Below are 17317 nucleotides of genomic sequence, written 5' to 3'. Positions count from 1 at the left end.
ATTCTTGTCGCATGACAAGCACTCCGTCTTTCCGTGAAGTCCTGAACGAGCGCGTGATGGTCGCCGACGGGGCCATGGGGACGATGCTTCAGGCCCACGACGTCACCATGGATGACTTCCAAGACCATGAGGGCTGCAATGAAGTGCTCAACGTCACCCGTCCCGACATCGTCCGCGCCGTGCACGAGGCCTACTTCGAGGTGGGGGTCGACTGCGTCGAGACCAACACCTTCGGCGCCAACCTTTCAGCTCTCGGCGAATACGACATCTCCGAGCGCGTCTTCGAGTACTCCGAGGCCGGTGCCCGCGTCGCCCGCGAGGCCGCCGACGCCTGGTCCACCCCCGACCGCCCGCGCTTCGTGCTCGGCTCCATCGGCCCCGGCACCAAGCTCCCCACCCTCGGGCACAAGCCGTACGACGTGCTGCGCGACGCCTACTACGACAACGCCGCGGGCCTGGTCGGCGGCGGCGCCGACGCGCTGATCATCGAGACCTCCCAGGACCTCCTCCAGGTCAAGGCCGCGGTGATCGGCGCCCGCCGGGCCGTCGCCGACTCCGGCCGCGACGTGCCGGTCATCGCCCAGGTGACCATCGAGACCAACGGCGCGATGCTGCTGGGCTCGGAGATCGGCGCGGCCCTGACCGCGATCGAGCCGCTCGGCGTCGACGTGATCGGCCTCAACTGCGCGACCGGTCCCGCCGAGATGAGCGAGCACCTGCGCTACCTGGCCCGCCACGCCCGGGTCCGCCTGTCGTGCATGCCCAACGCCGGGCTGCCCGTGCTCACCTCCGACGGCGCCTACTACCCGCTGAGCCCCGAGGAGCTGGCCTCGGCGCACGAGAACTTCGTCCGCGACTACGGGCTGTCCCTGGTCGGCGGCTGCTGCGGCACCACCCCCGAGCACCTGCGCCAGGTCGTCGAGCGGGTCCGCGGGCGGGAGCCGGCCCCGCGCCGCCCCCGCCCCGAGGCCGGGGCCTCCTCCCTCTACCAGAGCGTCCCCTTCCGCCAGGACACCTCGTACATGGCCATCGGCGAGCGCACCAACGCCGTCGGCTCCAAGGTCTTCCGCGAGGCGATGCTCGCCCAGGACTGGGAGGAGTGCGTGGAGATCGCGCGGGGGCAGGCCCGCGACGGCGCGCACATGCTCGACCTCTGCGTCGACTACGTGGGCCGCGACGGCGTGGCCGACATGAGGGAGCTGGCGTTCCGCTTCGCCACCGCCTCCACGCTGCCGGTCGTCCTCGACTCCACCGAGCCCGCCGTCATCGAGGCCGGGCTGCAGATGCTCGGCGGGCGCGCGGTCGTCAACTCGGTCAACTACGAGGAGGGCGACGGCCCCGGGACGCGCTTCCACCGGAACATGACCCTGGTCCGCGAGTACGGCGCCGCCGTGGTGGCCCTCACCATCGACGAGCGGGGCCAGGCCCGCACCGCCGACCTGAAGGTCGAGATCGCGGCCCGCCTCATCGAGGACCTGACCGGCAAATGGGGCATGAGGGTCGAGGACATCCTCGTCGACATGCTCACCTTCCCCATCGCCACCGGCCAGGAGGAGACCCGGCGCGACGCGCTGGAGACGATCGAGGCGATCAGGGAGATCAAGCGGATCCACCCCGGGGTGCAGACGGTCCTGGGCCTGTCGAACGTGTCGTTCGGCCTCAACCCGGCCGCCCGCGTCGTGCTCAACTCGGTCTTCCTCAACGAGTGCGTCAACGCCGGTCTCGACGCGGCGATCGCGCACGCCTCCAAGATCCTGCCGATGGCGCGCATCCCCGACGAGCAGCGCCAGGTCGCCCTGGACATGGTCTACGACCGGCGCAGGGAGGGCTACGACCCGCTGCGGCGGTTCATGGAGCTGTTCGAGGGCGTCGACGCCGCCGCGCTCAAGGAGAGCAAGGCCGAGGAGCTCGCCGCGCTGCCGCTGTGGGAGCGGCTCAAGCGCCGCATCGTCGACGGCGAGCGCAAGGGCCTGGAGGCCGACCTCGACGAGGGCCTGGCCCGGCGCCCCGCCCTGGAGATCGTGAACGACGTGCTGCTGGACGGCATGAAGACCGTCGGCGAGCTGTTCGGCTCCGGCCAGATGCAGCTGCCGTTCGTGCTCCAGTCGGCCGAGGTGATGAAGACCTCGGTCGCCTACCTGGAGCCGCACATGGAGCGGGTCGAGGGCGAGGTCAAGGGCCGCATCGTGCTCGCCACCGTCAAGGGCGACGTGCACGACATCGGCAAGAACCTGGTCGACATCATCCTGTCCAACAACGGCTACGAGGTCGTCAACCTCGGCATCAAGCAGCCGGTGTCGGTCATCCTGGAGGCCGCCGAGGAGAAGAGGGCCGACGTCATCGGCATGTCCGGGCTGCTGGTGAAGTCCACGGTCATCATGAAGGAGAACCTGGAGGAGATGAACTCCCGGGGCATCTCCGAGAAGTTCCCGGTGCTGCTCGGCGGGGCGGCGCTGACCCGCGCCTACGTCGAGCAGGACCTCGCGGAGCTCTTCCAGGGCGAGGTCCGCTACGCCCGCGACGCCTTCGAGGGGCTGCGGCTGATGGACGCCTTCATGGCGGTCAAGCGCGGCGACAAGGGCGCCGGCCTGCCGCCACTGCGCGAGCGCCGGGTCAAGGGCGGCGCCACGCTGGCCAGGACCCCGGTGGAGGAGCTGCCCGCCCGCTCCGACGTGGCCGCCGACAACCCGGTGCCGACGGCGCCCTTCCTCGGCGAGCGTGTCGTCAAGGGCGTGCCGCTCGCCGAGTACGCCGCGTTCCTGGACGAGCGGGCGACGTTCATGGGCCAGTGGGGCCTCAAGGCCGCGCGTGGCGGCGGCGGGCCCTCGTACGAGGAACTGGTCGAGACCGAGGGCCGCCCACGCCTGCGGATGTGGCTGGAGCGGATGCAGACCGACGGGCTGCTGGAGGCGGCGGTCGTCTACGGCTACTTCCCGTGCGTCAGCGACGGCGACTCGCTGATCATCCTGGACGAGGGAGGCAACGAGCGCACCCGCTTCACCTTCCCGCGCCAGCGCCGCGACCGGCACCTGTGCCTGTCCGACTTCTTCCGTTCCAAGGACTCCGGCGAGGTCGACGTCGTCGCCCTCCAGGTCGCGACGATGGGCAACAGGGTCTCCGAGGCCGCGGCCGAGCTGTTCGCCAAGGACGCCTACCGCGACTACCTGGAGCTGCACGGGCTGTCGGTGCAGCTGACCGAGGCCCTGGCCGAGTACTGGCACGCGCGCGTGCGCTCCGAGCTCGGCATCGGCGGCGACGAGTCCCTGGAGGACATGCTCAAGGTGAACGTCGCCGGCTGCCGCTACTCATTCGGTTACCCGGCCTGCCCTAACCTGGAGGACCAGGTTCAACTGATGGAGCTGCTCGATCCGGCCAGGATCGGCGTCGAGCTGTCGGAGGAGTTCCAGCTCCACCCCGAGCAGTCGACGTCCGCGCTGGTCGTCCATCACCCTGAGGCCAACTATTTCAACGTGTGAGACATATGACCGGCGCGTAGTCGGCCAAGGGGGTTCGGCGGGAATGATGGAAGCGGTTCTCTTCGACATGGACGGGCTTCTCGTCGACAGCGAGAAGATCTGGTTTCAGGTCGAGACCGAGGTGATGGAACGGCTCGGCGGCGAGTGGGGGGTGGCGCACCAGGAGAACCTGGTGGGCGGCTCCATGCCGGCCACGGTGGCCTACATGCTCAGGATCTCCGGAGGGGGCGCCACCCCCGCCGAGGTGGAGGCCTGGATGCTGGAGGGCATGATCGCCAGACTCGCGGGCGGGGTGGAGATGATGCCCGGCGCCGCCGAGCTGCTGGCGGAGGTACGCGGGCAGGGCCTGGCCACCGCCCTGGTCACCTCGTCGGTCCGGACGATCGCCGAGGCGTGCCTGAAGAGCATCGGCGCGCACAACTTCGACCGCGTGGTCACCGGCGACGACGTCGCCAGGACCAAGCCCGACCCCGAGCCCTACCTGACGGCCGCCCGGCTGCTGGGCGTCGACCCGGCCCGCTGCGTCGCCCTGGAGGACTCCCCGAACGGGGTGACGTCGGCCACCGCCGCGGGCTGCCGGGTGGTGGCGGTGCCGAGCGTGCTGCCGATCCCCGCCGCGCCCGGCCGCCTCGTCGTCGGCTCGCTGCTGGAGGTCGACGTGGCGATCCTGCGCTCGCTCTCCTCCGGCGAGCCGGTTCTCGGTGAGCCGTCCGCGGACTAGTCGTTCACGGACTAGTCGTTCACGGACTAGTCGTTCACGGGCGGCTCTCCCGCCGGTGGGGTCCTTTCCGGATCGCTCCCCGCCGGTGGGTTCCCCGGCTTCGGCCCCGCGGTCGTGATACCGGTCTCGCCACCACAGGAGGCGGGGTCGGGGATCGTCCCTGATCTTTCGGGCGAACCAGCCCGTATCCCCTAAGGGGTGATCCCTCCTCAGGAAGGAGGGCCCGTCCCGGTTCCACGTGCCAGGATGGAGATCGGGGTAAGCCGATACGAGGGGCGGTCCGCTATGTCGTTCGAACAGATCGCGTGGTTGCCGCTCTGCGCCGGGGTCACCGGCGTGGGGCTGGTGTTGAGTTTCCTGGTGATGCGGCGGCGGGGCGCCGCGGCGGGGTTGCGTGCCGCGGCCTGGTCGCTGCTGCCGATCGCCGCCTTCCTGACCAATGCGCTGCCGACCCTGTGGCAGATCGGCACGGCGGTCGTCACGTTCGTCGCCAACCTGGTGCTCAACCCCACGGTGTGGGCCGGGGTGGGGGTGGCCGGGCTCTCCGCGCTGCTCTTCCTGGTCTCGGGTTTCCTGCGTGGCCGCAAGCTCAGAGCCGCGTCCTCGGCGTCAGCGGCGTCCGTCGCGAGCGCCCCGGCCTCCGGTGGGCAGCACAGGGCCGTGCCGTCGGCGGCACCGGCGGCGCCGGGCGCGACGGCCGTCACGCAGCCGCTGCCCAAGCGCACGCCCGCCCCCTCGCCCGTCTCCAGGGCCGCCGCCGGAGCCAGGCCCGCGGCGAAGCCGGCGGGCGACGACGACTTCTCCGATATCGAGGACATCCTGAAGCGCCGGGGGATCGGGTGACGCTGTGTCGTCACCCCGTTTCCGTGTCACGAATCCGAGACATAAGCGGAACGGCTTCCGGACATTACCTTCAAGATCAAAACGAATGAATTTCACGTGAATCACAGTTGAGCCACATAGCGCCTCAGAGGACTGGTCAGCGCAGTTCAGCCCATAGATTCTGCGCACGGGACCACTAATAACGGCCCGTAGACTTACGGCGCGCTGCCCCGACCCGGGGGACGCGTTGACGGACAACGTCGTCTGGGATCCAGGGGGCCACTGTATGACCGCACCGCTCGACGTCCCCGGCACGGCCATGGAGGCCCAGCCGGAGGCTGTTCTCGAAGGGGTGGGCGGAAAAGCCATCGAGGGCCGTTCTCTCGGCCAGATCGCTTGGCTGCGCCTGAAGCGCGATAAGGCTGCAATCATCGGCGCTTTCGTCGTGGTCTTCCTGACGTTAGTCGCGATCTTCGCGGAGCGTCCGTTCGGCGGGCTCATCGCGCTGTTCGGCGACTCCCCGAACATTCCCAACAACGACCTCATCGACCCCATGACGAGCGCCCCGCTGGGCGCCTGGGGCGGGATCAGCCTGGAGCACCCGCTCGGGCTGGAGCCGGTCAACGGCCGCGACATCTTCGCCCGCATCCTCTCCGGCGCCCAGATCTCGCTGCTGGTCGCCTTCCTGGCCACGCTGGTCTCGGTGGTGCTCGGCTCGCTGCTGGGCGTGCTCGCGGGCTTCTTCGGCGGCTGGGTCGACACCCTCATCAGCCGGGCGATGGACGTCTTCCTCGCCTTCCCCCTGCTGCTGTTCGCGATCGCCATCGTCGGCGCCGTCCCCGACCAGGCCCTCGGGCTGCAGGGCAACGGCCTGCGGATCGCGGTGATCGTCTTCATCATCGGCTTCTTCAACTGGCCGTACATCGCGCGGATCGTGCGCGGCCAGACACTGTCGCTGCGCGAGCGCGAGTTCGTCGACGCGGCACGCTCCCTGGGCGCGGGCAACAGCTACATCATCTTCCGTGAGATGTTCCCCAACCTCGTGGCACCGATCCTCGTCTACGCCACCCTGCTCATCCCCACGAACATCCTGTTCGAGGCGGCTCTGTCGTTCCTCGGTGTCGGCGTGAACGAGCCCCAGGCCTCCTGGGGCGGCATGCTCACCAGGGCGGTCGACTACTACCAGACCGCCCCGCACTTCATGATCGTCCCGGGCCTAGCGATCTTCATCACCGTTATGGCGTTCAACCTGCTGGGCGACGGGCTCCGGGACGCCCTCGACCCGCGAGCCCGGTAGCGAACAAGCGACCGTCCTCTATATCACCGTCACTCATGACAAGGGGTATACCACCACGATGAGGAAGATCAACGTACTGGCGCTCGCCGCGCTGGGTACCGCGCTGTCCATGGGACTGGCCGCCTGTGGCGGAACAGCCGGTGGCGGTGGCAACACGTCCTCAGGCAGCCAGGGGACCGGCGCCGCGGCCGCCGCGGCCAAGCACAACGACGGCTACACCAAGGTCGTCAACCCCTCCGACGCCAAGGGCGGAACCCTCAAGTTCGCCTACTCCGACGAGCCCGACTCGATGGACCCGGGCAACACGTACTACGCGTTCAACTGGAACTTCACCAGGCTGTACGCCCGCCCGCTGATGACCTACGCCGCCGAGCCCGGCGACGCCGGCCTGAAGCTGGTCCCGGACCTGGCCGAGGGCCCCGGCGAGATGGCCGAGGACGGCCTCTCCTGGACGTACAAGATCAAGAAGGGCATCAAGTACGACGACGGCACCGAGGTCAAGGCCGCGGACGTCAAGTACGCCATCGCCCGCAGCAACTTCACCGAGGAGCTCACCGACGGTCCGAAGTACTTCGCCCAGTACCTCGACGCCGGTGACTACAAGGGTCCCTACAAGGACAAGAACCTCGACGACTTCAAGGGCATCGAGACCCCCGACGACTACACCGTCGTCTTCAAGCTGAAGGCGCCGTTCGCGGAGTTCGACTTCCTCGTCGCCAACCCGCAGTCCGCCCCGGTGCCGCAGGCCAAGGACACCGGCGTCGACTACGAGAAGACCGTCGCCTCGACCGGCCCCTACAAGATCGAGAGCTACGAGGTCGGCAAGCAGTTCAACCTCGTCAAGAACGAGAACTGGGACCCGGCCACCGACACCACCCGCAAGCAGCTGCCCGACCGCATCGAGGTCCAGCTGAAGCAGAACGCCGAGGACATCGACAAGCGCCTCATCAGCGGCCAGGTCCACGTCGACCTCGGCGGCACCGGCGTGCAGCCGGCGGCCCGCGCCCAGATCGTCGCGGACGCCAAGCTGAAGGACTCCACGGACAACCCCTTCACGCCGTTCAACCGCTACGCGATGATGTCGACCGCGGTGAAGCCGTTCGACAACATCGACTGCCGCAAGGCCGTGCAGTACGCCACCGACAAGACCGCCACCCAGGCTCCCTGGGGCGGCCCGCTCGGCGGCGAGATCGGCACCACCGCGATGACCCCGACCACGGTCGGCTACAAGCAGTTCGACCTGTACCCCAACGGCGCCGACCACAAGGGCGACCTGAACAAGGCCAAGGAGCACCTGGCGGCCTGCGGCCAGCCGAACGGCTTCGAGACCAACATCGCGGTCCGCGGTGACCGCACCAAGGAGGTCCAGGTCGCCGAGGCCCTCCAGGCCTCCCTCGACCGGGTCGGCATCAAGGCCACCATCAAGAAGTACCCCTCGGGTGACTGGAGCGCGCAGTACGCCGGCAAGCCGGAGTTCGTGCACGCCAACAAGCTGGGCATCATGATCGCCGGTTGGGGTTCCGACTGGCCGTCCGGCTTCGGGTTCCTGTCGCAGATCGTCGACGGTCGCTTCATCAAGGACTCCGGCAACTACAACATGATGGAGCTCAACGACAAGTCGGTGAACGACCTCCTGGACAAGGGCATCCAGACCACCGACGCCGCCGCCCGTAACGAGATCTGGGCCCAGGTCGACCAGAAGGTCATGGAGTCTGCCGCCTTCATGTCCTTCGTCTACGAGAAGACCCTGATCTTCCGCCCGTCGACCCTGACCAACGTGTACGTGCACCCGGCCTACGGCATGTACGACTACACGTGGCTCGGCGTCCAGCAGTAGCCCTTCCCTAGTTAGCCAAAGGCAGGTGAAGGCCTGACGGTGCCCGGGAGCGATCCTCCCGGGCACTTCGGGGCCGAACGATCGTGGTCGCTTTCATCGTCCGCCGCGTGATCGCCGCCGTGCTGATGCTCGCCATCGTCAGCATGGCCACCTTCGCGATCTTCTTTCTCATCCCGCGCGCCCTGGGACAGACCCCCGAGGGCATGGCGTCACGCTACGTCGGGCGAGACGCCACCCCTGAGGCGATCCAGGGAGCCGTCAAGCGGCTGCACCTGGACGACCCGCTCCTGGTGCAGTACGGCCGGTTCGCGCAGGGCATCGTCGCCGGCCAGGACTACTCGCTCGGCCCGCGCAAGGCCGAGTGCCCGGCACCGTGCTTTGGCTTCTCCTTCAACAACAACCAGCCGGTCTGGCCGACGCTGCTCGACCGGTTACCCGCGACGATCTCCCTCGCCCTGGGCGCCGCGATCACCTGGGTCGTCGTCGGCGTCAGCGTGGGCGTCATATCCGCGCTGAGACGCGGCAGCGCGCTCGACCGGACGGCGATGACGGTCGCGCTGGCCGGAGTGTCGCTCCCCATCTACTTCACCGGCCTGGTGTCGCTGTCGCTGTTCGCGTACACATTAGGGATCTTCCCCGGTGGCGGCAGCTACACGGCGTTCACCGAGAACCCGGTCATGTGGTTCCAGGCGCTCGTCCTGCCCTGGGTCACCCTGGCGCTCCTGTACGCCGCCCTGTACGCCCGGCTCACCCGGGCGGGCATGCTGGAGACCATGGGTGAGGACTACATCCGCACGGCCCGCGCCAAGGGTCTCAGGGAGCGGACGGTCGTGACCAAGCACGCCCTGCGCGCCACGCTGACCCCGATCCTCACCATCTTCGGCCTGGACCTCGGTCTGCTGCTGGGCGGCGCGGTGCTCACCGAGAGCACCTTCTCCATCCCCGGCATCGGCAAGCTGGTCATCGACGCGATCCGGAGCAACGACCTGCCGGTCGTCCTGGGCGTGACCCTGTTCGCGGCGATCTTCATCGTCGTGGCCAACTTCATCGTGGACATCCTGTACGCGGTGGTCGACCCGAGGGTGAGGCTCTCATGACGACTCCCGCACCGGAGTCCTTCCTGGAACTGCGCGACCTGCGCATCCACTTCCCGACCGAGGACGGCCTGGTCAAGTCCGTCGACGGCCTGTCGTTCAAGCTCGAACGGGGCAAGACCCTGGGCATCGTGGGCGAGTCGGGCTCGGGCAAGAGCGTGACCAGCCTCGGCATCCTGGGCCTGCACAAGGGCGGGCGCGCCAAGATCTCCGGTGAGATCTGGCTGGACGGCGAGGAGCTCGTCAGCGCGAGCGCCGACCACGTGCGGACCCTGCGCGGCAAGAAGATGTCGATGATCTTCCAGGATCCGCTGTCCGCCATGCACCCGTACTACACCGTGGGCGCCCAGATCGTCGAGGCGTACCGGATCCACAACCAGGTCAGCAAGGCCGTCGCCCGCAAGCACGCGATCGACATGCTCGGCCGGGTGGGGATCCCGCAGCCCGACAAGCGGGTCGACGACTACCCCCACCACTTCTCCGGCGGCATGCGCCAGCGCGCGATGATCGCGATGGCGCTCTCCTGCGACCCCGAGCTGCTCATCGCCGACGAGCCCACCACGGCCCTCGACGTGACCGTCCAGGCGCAGATCCTCGACCTGATGCGCGACCTGCAGAGCGAGTTCAACTCCGCGCTGATCGTCATCACCCACGACCTCGGCGTGGTCGCCGAGCTGTCGGACGACATCCTGGTGATGTACGGCGGCAAGTGCGTCGAGTACGGCACGGCCGAGGACACCTTCTACCGGCCCGAGCACCCCTACACGTGGGGTTTGCTGGGATCGATGCCCCGCCTGGACCGCGAGCCCACCGAGCGGCTGCTCCCGATCAAGGGCTCCCCGCCCTCGCTGATCAACGTGCCGTCCGGCTGCGCCTTCAACCCCCGCTGCGCCTTCGCCGGCCGCACCGAGGGCAAGGCCACCTCGGAGGTGCCGCAGCTGCTGGAGACCGACGGCGGCCACCTGGTCCGCTGCCACATGCCCCGCGCGGAACGGCGGTCCATCTGGGAGAACGAGATCAAGCCGATGATGGAGAGCACGTGAGCCGGCGAGCCGGTCACTGGATTAGGGAGGACGCGTGACCTCGGTCAACGTCGTTGACGACAGGAGCGGCGCGGCCGGGGGGTCCGACTCCGAGGCGCTGCTGTCCGTACAGGGCCTGCAGAAGCACTTCCCGGTGACCAAGGGCCTGCTGCGCAGGCAGGTCGGCGCGGTCAAGGCGGTCGACGGGATCAGCTTCGACGTCCGCAAGGGCGAGACGCTCGGCCTGGTCGGCGAGTCGGGCTGCGGCAAGAGCACCACGGGACGGCTGATCACCCGCCTGCTGGAGCCCACCGACGGCAAGATCGTCTTCGAGGGCCACGACATCACCCACATGTCCCAGGCCAAGATCCGCCCGCTCCGCCGCGACATGCAGATGATCTTCCAGGACCCCTACTCGTCGCTCAACCCCCGGCACACGGTCGGCGCCATCGTCGGCGCCCCGTACCGCATCCAGGGGATCGAGACCGAGCAGGGCACCAAGAAGGCGGTCCAGGAGATCCTGGAGCTGGTCGGGCTCAACCCCGAGCACTACAACCGCTACCCGCACGAGTTCTCCGGCGGCCAGCGCCAGCGCATCGGCATCGCCCGCACGCTCGCGCTCAAGCCCAAGCTGATCATCGCCGACGAGCCGGTCTCCGCGCTGGACGTGTCGATCCAGGCCCAGGTGGTCAACCTCCTGGAGGACCTGCAGAACGAGCTCGACCTGACCTACGTCATCGTCGCGCACGACCTGTCGGTCATCCGGCACATCAGCGACCGGGTCGCGGTCATGTATCTCGGCAAGATCGTCGAGCTGGCCGACCGCAAGGGGCTGTACGAGTCGCCCATGCACCCGTACACCACCGCGCTGATGTCGGCGGTGCCCGTCCCCGACCCGGCCCGGCGCAAGGACCGCGAGCGCATCCGCCTCCAGGGCGACGTGCCCAGCCCGCTCAACCCGCCGCCGGCCTGCCGCTTCCACACCCGGTGCTGGAAGGCCCAGGAGATCTGCAAGACGGTGGAGCCGCCGCTGGAGACGCTGGCACCCGGCCACCAGGTCGCCTGCCACTTCCCGGAGAACGCCCCCGCGAAGGCCGCGCGGCCCGCCTCCGCCTGACCGCTCCCATCCCGCCCGTACGGACCATCCGTGCGGGCGGTGGTGTGCGGTGGGTCAGGGAAGCGCGCCCGGCGTGATCAGGCCGGTCTCGTACGCCAGGACGACGGCCTGGACGCGGTCGCGCAGCCCCAGTTTGGTGAGCACGTTGCCGACGTGTGTCTTGACCGTCGTCTCGCTCACCACCAGCTCGGCGGCGATCTCCGCGTTGGACATGCCCTTGGCGATCAGCCGGAGCACCTCCAGCTCGCGCTCGGTCAGCCGGTCCAGGCGCGCGGGGGTCGACTGCTGGTGCGCCGAGGGCAGGTGCGCGCCGAACTTGTCCAGCAGCCGCCTGGTGACGCTCGGCGCGACGATGGCGTCGCCCGCCGCGACCACCCGGATGGCCTGCACCAGCTCCTCGGGCGGCACGTCCTTCAGCAGGAACCCGCTCGCCCCGGCGCGCAGCGCCTCCACGATGTACTCGTCGAGGTCGAAGGTCGTCAGCACCAGCACCCGGGGCACGTGCGCGCCCGCGGTGGCCTCCCGCACGATCCTGCGGGTCGCCTCGATGCCGTCCACCCCGGGCATCCGGATGTCCATCAGCACCACGTCGGGCAGCAGCGCCCGCGACTGGTCCTGCGCGGCCTTGCCGTCGCCCGCCTCGCCGACCACCGTCAGATCGGGCTCGGCCTCCAGGATCAGGCGGAAACCCGTGCGCAGCAGCGGCTGGTCGTCCACCAGCAGCACTCTGATCGTCATCACGTGTCCTTGAGGGGGAACCGGGCATTGACCTCGAATCCGCCCCCGGGACGCGGGCCGATCCTCAGAAGTCCACCATAGAGGGCGACACGTTCGCGGATGCCCGCCAGTCCGTGCCCGGTCACCTCCTCTCCCGGGTCGCGCGCCCCGGGGCCGAGACCGTCGTCCTCGACCTGTACGGCCAGCTCGCCCGGTTCGTGCCGCACGGTCACCCAGGCCCGCGCCCGCGGCCCCGCGTGCCGCAGGCTGTTGGTCAGGGCCTCCTGGACCAGCCTGTACGCGGCCAGGTCGACACCGGGAGGCGTCTCCTTCGTCGATGTGCCTTCCCGCTCGTCCTCGATCCACAGCTGCGTCCGCAGCCCCGCCTCGCGCATCTGGTCGACCAGGGCCGGGATCTCGCGCACCCCCGGCTGCGGGTTGCGCTCGGCGGGTGTCCCGTCGGTCCTGAGCACGCCCACCATGCCGCGCATCTCCGCCATCGCGGTCCGGCCGAGCTCCTCGATCGCCGACAGGGCCTCCCTGGCCCCGTCGGGGTTGCTGGCCAGCACCCGCCGGGCCGCGGCGGCCTGGACGGTCATCACGCTCACGTGGTGGGCGATCACGTCGTGCAGCTCGCGGGCGATGCGGGAGCGCTCCTCGGCCCTGGCGGCCCGGGTGTCGGCCTCCCGGGCGCGCTCCACGCGCCGCGCCCGGTCGCGCAGCTCTCCCTGGTAGGCCCGGCGCAACCGCACGCTCCGGCCGGCGATCCACAGGGAGGCGGTGAACACGGCCATCAGCAGGTGATCGCTCCACCCGCCGCTCCACCCGCCGGCCCCGCCGGCCGCCGACGACGACAGGACGTGACCGGTGAAGGCCAGCGCCGGGGCGCACAGGCTGAGCGCCAGGCCGCGCCCGGCGGCGATCGTGTAGACCAGCACCAGGGTGACGAGCCAGAGCAGGGAGGGGTCGCGTCCCGTGGAGGCGAGCGCGACCTCGGCCAGGCAGACCAGGAAGAGCATCAGGAACGGCCGGTGCCGGCGCAGCGTCACCGACAGGCAGCCCGCCACGATCAGGCCGAGTCCCACCGCGTCGGGCGCCCTCAGGCGGCCGGGGTCGCCGAGGACGTGGGCCGCGTGGGCGAAGGGAACCGAGGCGGCCGCCAGCGCTCCACCGAAGATCGCGTCAGGAATCAGCGGGTGCCCGCGGAACCACGTCCGAAGGCTGACGATGGTGTTGCGCACACAATCAATTTAGGCGCCCTCCCCCCGGCGCCACCCTGCCAGAGGTGGATATCGCCCTCATCCCCGCGAAGGATCCGCCCCGGGGGGATGAGGGGGCCGGGGTCGGGAGGGCCCCGGAACGGGCGCTACAGCTCGTCGGTGGCGGCCCTCGACGTCCTGGCCGGGCGCCGGTTGCTGCGGACGGTGTCGCCGGGCTGCCGCTCGGGGACGGGCGGGGGAGTGCCGCCGAACTCCGGGCACAGGTCCTTGTAACTGCACCAGCCGCACAGCCTGCTGGGCCTGGAGCGCCACTCGCCCGTCTCCAGGGCCCGCTCGATGGCCTGCCACAGGGCCTGGACCTTGCGCTCGGTGGCCAGCAGGTCGGCCTCGTCGGGGACGTAGCGCAGGACCTCGCCGCCGCCCCCCAGATACATCAGCTGGAGCATGCGGGGCACCGAGCCGCGCAACCGCCACAGGACCAGCGCGTAGAACTTCATCTGGAACAGCGCCTTGGCCTCGAAGGCGGGCCCCGGGGCGCTGCCGGTCTTGTAGTCGACGACCCGGACCTCGCCGGTGGGCGCCACGTCCAGCCGGTCGATGTAGCCCCGCAGCATCAGGCCGCTGCCGAGCACCGCCTCCACGTAGAGCTCCCGCTCGGCGGGCTCCAGGCAGGTGGGATCCTCGAGGGTGAAGTAACGCCCCAGCATCTCGCGGGCCTGGGCCAGCCACTCGGCGCGGTCGTCGTCGCCGGTGAACATGCCGGCGTACGACGGATCCTCCTCCAGGAGCCTGAGCCACTGGGGCTCCAGCAGGTCCTGGGCCGCGGAGACCGTGCGCTGCGGGGCCGGCAGGTCGTACAGGCGCTCCAGCACCGAGTGGACCATCGTGCCGCGCACCGCGGCCGGCGACGGCGGCTCGGGGAGCCGGTCGACCACCCGGAAACGGTAGAGCAGGGGGCACGTCATGAAGTCACCCGCGCGCGACGGCGACAGGGCTCCGACGATCGTGGGCTCGGTCAGTGACATGACCGCACTGTAGGTCACGGTGACGACAGTTTGCGCCGGAGGTGCCCTCGCGGCGCCTGCCGCGGGCCCGATGGCGCGTACCATCGAGGCCTGAGGGTGGACGGGACGAGGAAATGGTGAGCCAGCGGTGAGCAGCGACAGCCCACGCCAGGACGGTCCGGGGCTGCGGATGGGCCGCCCGTTCGGCATCCCGATCTACGTCTCGCCGACCTGGTTCATCGTGGCGGCGCTGATCACCTACTCCTTCCAGGGCGTGGTGGCCTCCTGGCTGCCCGACCTGAGCGTCCCGCTCACGTACCTCGTCGCGTTCGTCTTCGCGGTGCTGCTGTACGTCTCGGTGCTCCTGCACGAGCTGGCGCACTGCGTGGTGGCCAGGATGTACGGCCTGCCGGTGCGGCGCATCACCCTCTACCTGCTCGGCGGCGTCTCGGAGATCGAGCGCGAGCCGGAGACCCCCGGCAGGGAGTTCATGGTGGCCTTCGCCGGGCCGCTGCTCTCGCTCGGGCTGGCCGGGCTCGGCTTCGCCGCCTCCTACGTCATCCCCCCCGGCACGATCGTCGGCGTCCTGGTCCTGCAGCTCTGGCTCGCCAACCTGATCGTCGGGGTCTTCAACCTGCTGCCGGGGCTGCCCCTCGACGGCGGGCGCATGCTGCGGGCGGGCGTCTGGAAGATCACCCGCAAGCCCGTCACCGGCACGATCGCGGCGGCCTGGACGGGCCGGGCGCTCGCCGTCGGCCTGGTGGTGTTCACCGTCTGGTCGGCGCTGGTGACCGGGCAGGAGCCGGACCTGATGCTCATCTGGTCGGTGCTGCTGGCCGCCTTCATCTGGTTCGGCGCCACCCAGGCGCTGCGCGGCGCCCGCGTGCGGGCCCGCATCCCCGAGGTCAACGCCCGGGCTCTGGCCAGGCGGGCCATCGCGGTGACCGGCGACGTGCCGCTGGCCGAGGCCCTGCGCCGGGCCGCGGAGGCGCGGGCGGGGGCGATGGTGGTGGTCGACCACGAGGGCCACCCCACGGGCATCGTGAACGAGGTCGCGGTGGAGGCCACCCCGGAGAGCCGCCGCCCCTGGGTGACGGCGGGCTCGCTGTCGCGCAGCCTGGAGCCGTCGCTGGTGCTCGCCGCCGACCTGGAGGGGGAGTCGCTGATCGACGCCATGCGCGAGTCCCCGGCGGGGGAGTATCTCCTGGTGGAGCGCGGCGGCGAGATCTTCGGCGTGCTCGCGACCTCGGACGTGAACCGCGTGTTCAGCGGGGTTTAAGCGAACCACAGGTCGTTTACAGGCGTCTCACTGGATACTCGCCGATGACGGGGGCGGGGCGACAGGAGAAGATCGTGCCTGTTCGTCCCACTCGTCTTCGGCACTCACCAGGACTAGGGTTTTGGCCAGCGAACGAGCTGGTCAAGTAGCTTAAGGGACGTCAATTGGCACCCCCCCACACGCCGGCTCCGGCCGGTGATCTGACGCCGGATCTCCTCGGCGCCCCCGAATGGACCGACCAGATGGTCGCGGCCGCGGGCATCCCCATGTACGACATCCCCTTCCTCACGGTCGGCGGCGGCATGGGATCCTTCGTGACCCTCGACTACCTGAGGATCTACGGCGTTCCCACCTCGCAGATGCGAGTGGTGTCCAACATCGACCATCCGTGGCAGACCTACGAGTTCCTCACCAGGTGCTCGCAGATCCCCCGGGGCGAGCGGATCCGCTCCGACTCCTCCTCCCGCCCGGACAACCTGTGGGGATTCCCCTCCTACGCCCTGGAGGAGGCGTGGAAGGAGAAGAAGCCGTCGTACCTGTGGCAGATCCTCACCGAGCCGCTCCTGAACGACTACTGGACCCCGCGCGCCGGCACCGTCTTCGAGAACCTCGAACGCGAGGCCAAGCGCATCAACTACTGGGACATGCTGGTCAAGGGCCAGGTGCGGATGATCCGCCGCAGGGCGGGCGGCGGCTACTTCACCGTGGTCACCCCGCCCGACGGCGCGGCGCCGACCAAGCGCATCATCTTCCGCTCGCGCTTCGTGCACGTCGCGATCGGCTACCCGGGCCTGAAGTTCCTGCCCGACCTGCAGGAGTTCCGTACCAAGCACGGTGACTACCAGCACGTCGTCAACGCCTACGAGCCGCACGAGCAGGTGTACGAGTTCCTGAAGACCCGGCCGGGCACCGTGGTCATCCGCGGCGGCGGCATCGTCGCCTCCCGGGTGCTCCAGCGTCTGTTCGACGACCGGGAGAAGTACAACCTGCAGACCCAGATCATCCACATCTTCCGCACGTTCGTCAGCGGCTCGCACGGCCCGCACGTCTGGTCGCGCCGCAAGGGCGGCGACGGCTGGGCCTACCAGGGCTTCAACTACCCCAAGTCGGTGTGGGGCGGCCAGCTCAAGGCGGAGATGCGCAAGCTGGAGGGGGCCGACCGCGCGAAGAAGTACAAGCAGATGGGCGGCACCAACACCCCCTTCAGGCGGCGCTGGCAGGAGCAGATGCGGGCGGGCCGCAGCGGCGGCTACTACCACGCCGTGCAGGGCACCGTCGACCGGGTGGAGGAGAGCCAGGACGGGCGGCTCGTCAGCTACGTGCGCAGTGGCGACGGCATCGTCAGGGAGCCGGTGTCCGACTACATCATCGACTGCACGGGCCTGGAGGCCGACATCGCCGAGCACCGGATCTTCGCGGACCTGCTCCAGCACGGCGGGGCGGGCCGCAACCCGGTGGGCAGGCTGGACGTGGAGCGCCACTTCGAGGTAAAGGGGACCGCCAGCGGCGACGGCGCCCTCTACGCCTCCGGGTCGGCCACGCTCGGCGGCTACTTCCCCGGCGTCGACACCTTCCTCGGCCTGCAGATCGCGGCCCAGGAGATAGCCGACGACCTGGCACGGCGAGGATTCGTCAAGAAGATGGGACCGCTGCGCTCGACCGCGCAGTGGTTCAAATGGGCCCGCAACTCGTCGGTGTAAGGAGTAGTTCC

The 17317-nt window shown here is 69.6% G+C and carries 13 protein-coding genes; 10 read left to right on the top strand and 3 right to left on the bottom strand.

Annotation, left to right across the window (positions count from 1 at the left end; all coding sequences use genetic code 11):
* Positions 1 to 11 precede the first annotated feature (11 nt).
* The 8 genes from metH to ACFYWM_RS13015 all read left to right on the top strand — a co-directional run bounded on the left by metH (position 12) and on the right by ACFYWM_RS13015 (position 11386).
* Positions 12 to 3476 carry a methionine synthase gene (metH, locus tag ACFYWM_RS13050; protein ID WP_389913157.1) on the top strand — a complete coding sequence of 1155 codons (3465 nt, stop codon included), beginning with the start codon at positions 12 to 14 and terminating at the stop codon, positions 3474 to 3476.
* A gap of 46 nt (positions 3477 to 3522) precedes the next feature.
* Positions 3523 to 4197, top strand: a complete 675-nt coding sequence (locus tag ACFYWM_RS13045; protein ID WP_389913154.1) for an HAD family hydrolase — start codon at positions 3523 to 3525, stop codon at positions 4195 to 4197.
* A 285-nt stretch (positions 4198 to 4482) separates the two neighbouring features.
* Complete coding sequence (locus ACFYWM_RS13040) at positions 4483 to 5040, top strand: cellulose synthase (protein ID WP_389913151.1); 558 nt, start codon at positions 4483 to 4485, stop codon at positions 5038 to 5040.
* Between the two features lie 265 nt (positions 5041 to 5305).
* Positions 5306 to 6316: an ABC transporter permease gene (locus tag ACFYWM_RS13035; RefSeq protein ID WP_389913148.1), complete on the top strand. Its 1011-nt coding sequence runs from the start codon at positions 5306 to 5308 to the stop codon at positions 6314 to 6316.
* A 58-nt stretch (positions 6317 to 6374) separates the two neighbouring features.
* Positions 6375 to 8153: an ABC transporter substrate-binding protein gene (locus ACFYWM_RS13030; RefSeq protein ID WP_389913146.1), complete on the top strand. Its 1779-nt coding sequence runs from the start codon at positions 6375 to 6377 to the stop codon at positions 8151 to 8153.
* Positions 8154 to 8236: 83 nt separating this feature from the next.
* Positions 8237 to 9250 (top strand): ABC transporter permease, encoded by a 1014-nt coding sequence (locus ACFYWM_RS13025; RefSeq protein WP_389913143.1) that lies wholly within the window; start codon positions 8237 to 8239, stop codon positions 9248 to 9250.
* Complete coding sequence (locus ACFYWM_RS13020) at positions 9247 to 10290, top strand: ABC transporter ATP-binding protein (RefSeq protein ID WP_389913141.1); 1044 nt, start codon at positions 9247 to 9249, stop codon at positions 10288 to 10290. The genes ACFYWM_RS13025 and ACFYWM_RS13020 overlap by 4 nt, the downstream gene beginning before the upstream one ends.
* Before the next feature lie 34 nt (positions 10291 to 10324).
* On the top strand, positions 10325 to 11386 hold the full coding sequence (locus tag ACFYWM_RS13015; protein ID WP_389913138.1) for an ABC transporter ATP-binding protein: 1062 nt from the start codon (positions 10325 to 10327) through the stop codon (positions 11384 to 11386).
* A gap of 54 nt (positions 11387 to 11440) precedes the next feature.
* Here the strand turns inward: ACFYWM_RS13015 and ACFYWM_RS13010 are convergent, their stop codons facing one another.
* The 3 genes from ACFYWM_RS13010 to ACFYWM_RS13000 all read right to left on the bottom strand — a co-directional run bounded on the left by ACFYWM_RS13010 (position 11441) and on the right by ACFYWM_RS13000 (position 14348).
* The gene (locus tag ACFYWM_RS13010; protein WP_389913135.1) at positions 11441 to 12124 is read right to left on the bottom strand and encodes a response regulator; all 684 of its coding nucleotides are present in this window, start codon (positions 12122 to 12124) and stop codon (positions 11441 to 11443) included.
* Positions 12124 to 13344 (bottom strand): sensor histidine kinase, encoded by a 1221-nt coding sequence (locus ACFYWM_RS13005; RefSeq protein WP_389913132.1) that lies wholly within the window; start codon positions 13342 to 13344, stop codon positions 12124 to 12126. Before ACFYWM_RS13005 ends, ACFYWM_RS13010 begins: the two co-directional genes overlap by 1 nt.
* 125 nt (positions 13345 to 13469) lie before the next feature.
* Positions 13470 to 14348: a RecB family exonuclease gene (locus ACFYWM_RS13000; RefSeq protein ID WP_389913129.1), complete on the bottom strand. Its 879-nt coding sequence runs from the start codon at positions 14346 to 14348 to the stop codon at positions 13470 to 13472.
* Positions 14349 to 14517: 169 nt separating this feature from the next.
* Between ACFYWM_RS13000 and ACFYWM_RS12995 the strand changes: the two genes are divergently transcribed.
* Together ACFYWM_RS12995 and ACFYWM_RS12990 are read left to right on the top strand one after the other, a co-directional pair.
* Positions 14518 to 15606: a site-2 protease family protein gene (locus ACFYWM_RS12995; protein WP_389913617.1), complete on the top strand. Its 1089-nt coding sequence runs from the start codon at positions 14518 to 14520 to the stop codon at positions 15604 to 15606.
* A gap of 164 nt (positions 15607 to 15770) precedes the next feature.
* On the top strand, positions 15771 to 17306 hold the full coding sequence (locus ACFYWM_RS12990; RefSeq protein ID WP_389913126.1) for a hypothetical protein: 1536 nt from the start codon (positions 15771 to 15773) through the stop codon (positions 17304 to 17306).
* Positions 17307 to 17317 lie beyond the last annotated feature (11 nt).

This window comes from Streptosporangium sp. NPDC002721 (assembly GCF_042888905.1).
GTDB lineage: Bacteria > Actinomycetota > Actinomycetes > Streptosporangiales > Streptosporangiaceae > Streptosporangium.
Note: the sequence above shows the minus strand (reverse complement) of the source record. Positions and strands in the feature narration are given on the sequence as shown.

What these genes read in the sequence shown, in the direction of transcription:
- ACFYWM_RS13030 (WP_389913146.1), top strand. Translation starts at nt 6,375, where the DNA reads ATGAGGAAGATCAACGTACTGGCGCTCGCCGCGCTGGGTACCGCGCTG.
- ACFYWM_RS13010 (WP_389913135.1), bottom strand. Translation starts at nt 12,124, where the DNA reads ATGACGATCAGAGTGCTGCTGGTGGACGACCAGCCGCTGCTGCGCACG.
- metH (WP_389913157.1), top strand. Translation starts at nt 12, where the DNA reads ATGACAAGCACTCCGTCTTTCCGTGAAGTCCTGAACGAGCGCGTGATG.
- ACFYWM_RS13020 (WP_389913141.1), top strand. Translation starts at nt 9,247, where the DNA reads ATGACGACTCCCGCACCGGAGTCCTTCCTGGAACTGCGCGACCTGCGC.
- ACFYWM_RS12995 (WP_389913617.1), top strand. Translation starts at nt 14,518, where the DNA reads ATGGGCCGCCCGTTCGGCATCCCGATCTACGTCTCGCCGACCTGGTTC.
- ACFYWM_RS13045 (WP_389913154.1), top strand. Translation starts at nt 3,523, where the DNA reads ATGGAAGCGGTTCTCTTCGACATGGACGGGCTTCTCGTCGACAGCGAG.
- ACFYWM_RS13000 (WP_389913129.1), bottom strand. Translation starts at nt 14,348, where the DNA reads ATGTCACTGACCGAGCCCACGATCGTCGGAGCCCTGTCGCCGTCGCGC.
- ACFYWM_RS13040 (WP_389913151.1), top strand. Translation starts at nt 4,483, where the DNA reads ATGTCGTTCGAACAGATCGCGTGGTTGCCGCTCTGCGCCGGGGTCACC.
- ACFYWM_RS13035 (WP_389913148.1), top strand. Translation starts at nt 5,306, where the DNA reads ATGACCGCACCGCTCGACGTCCCCGGCACGGCCATGGAGGCCCAGCCG.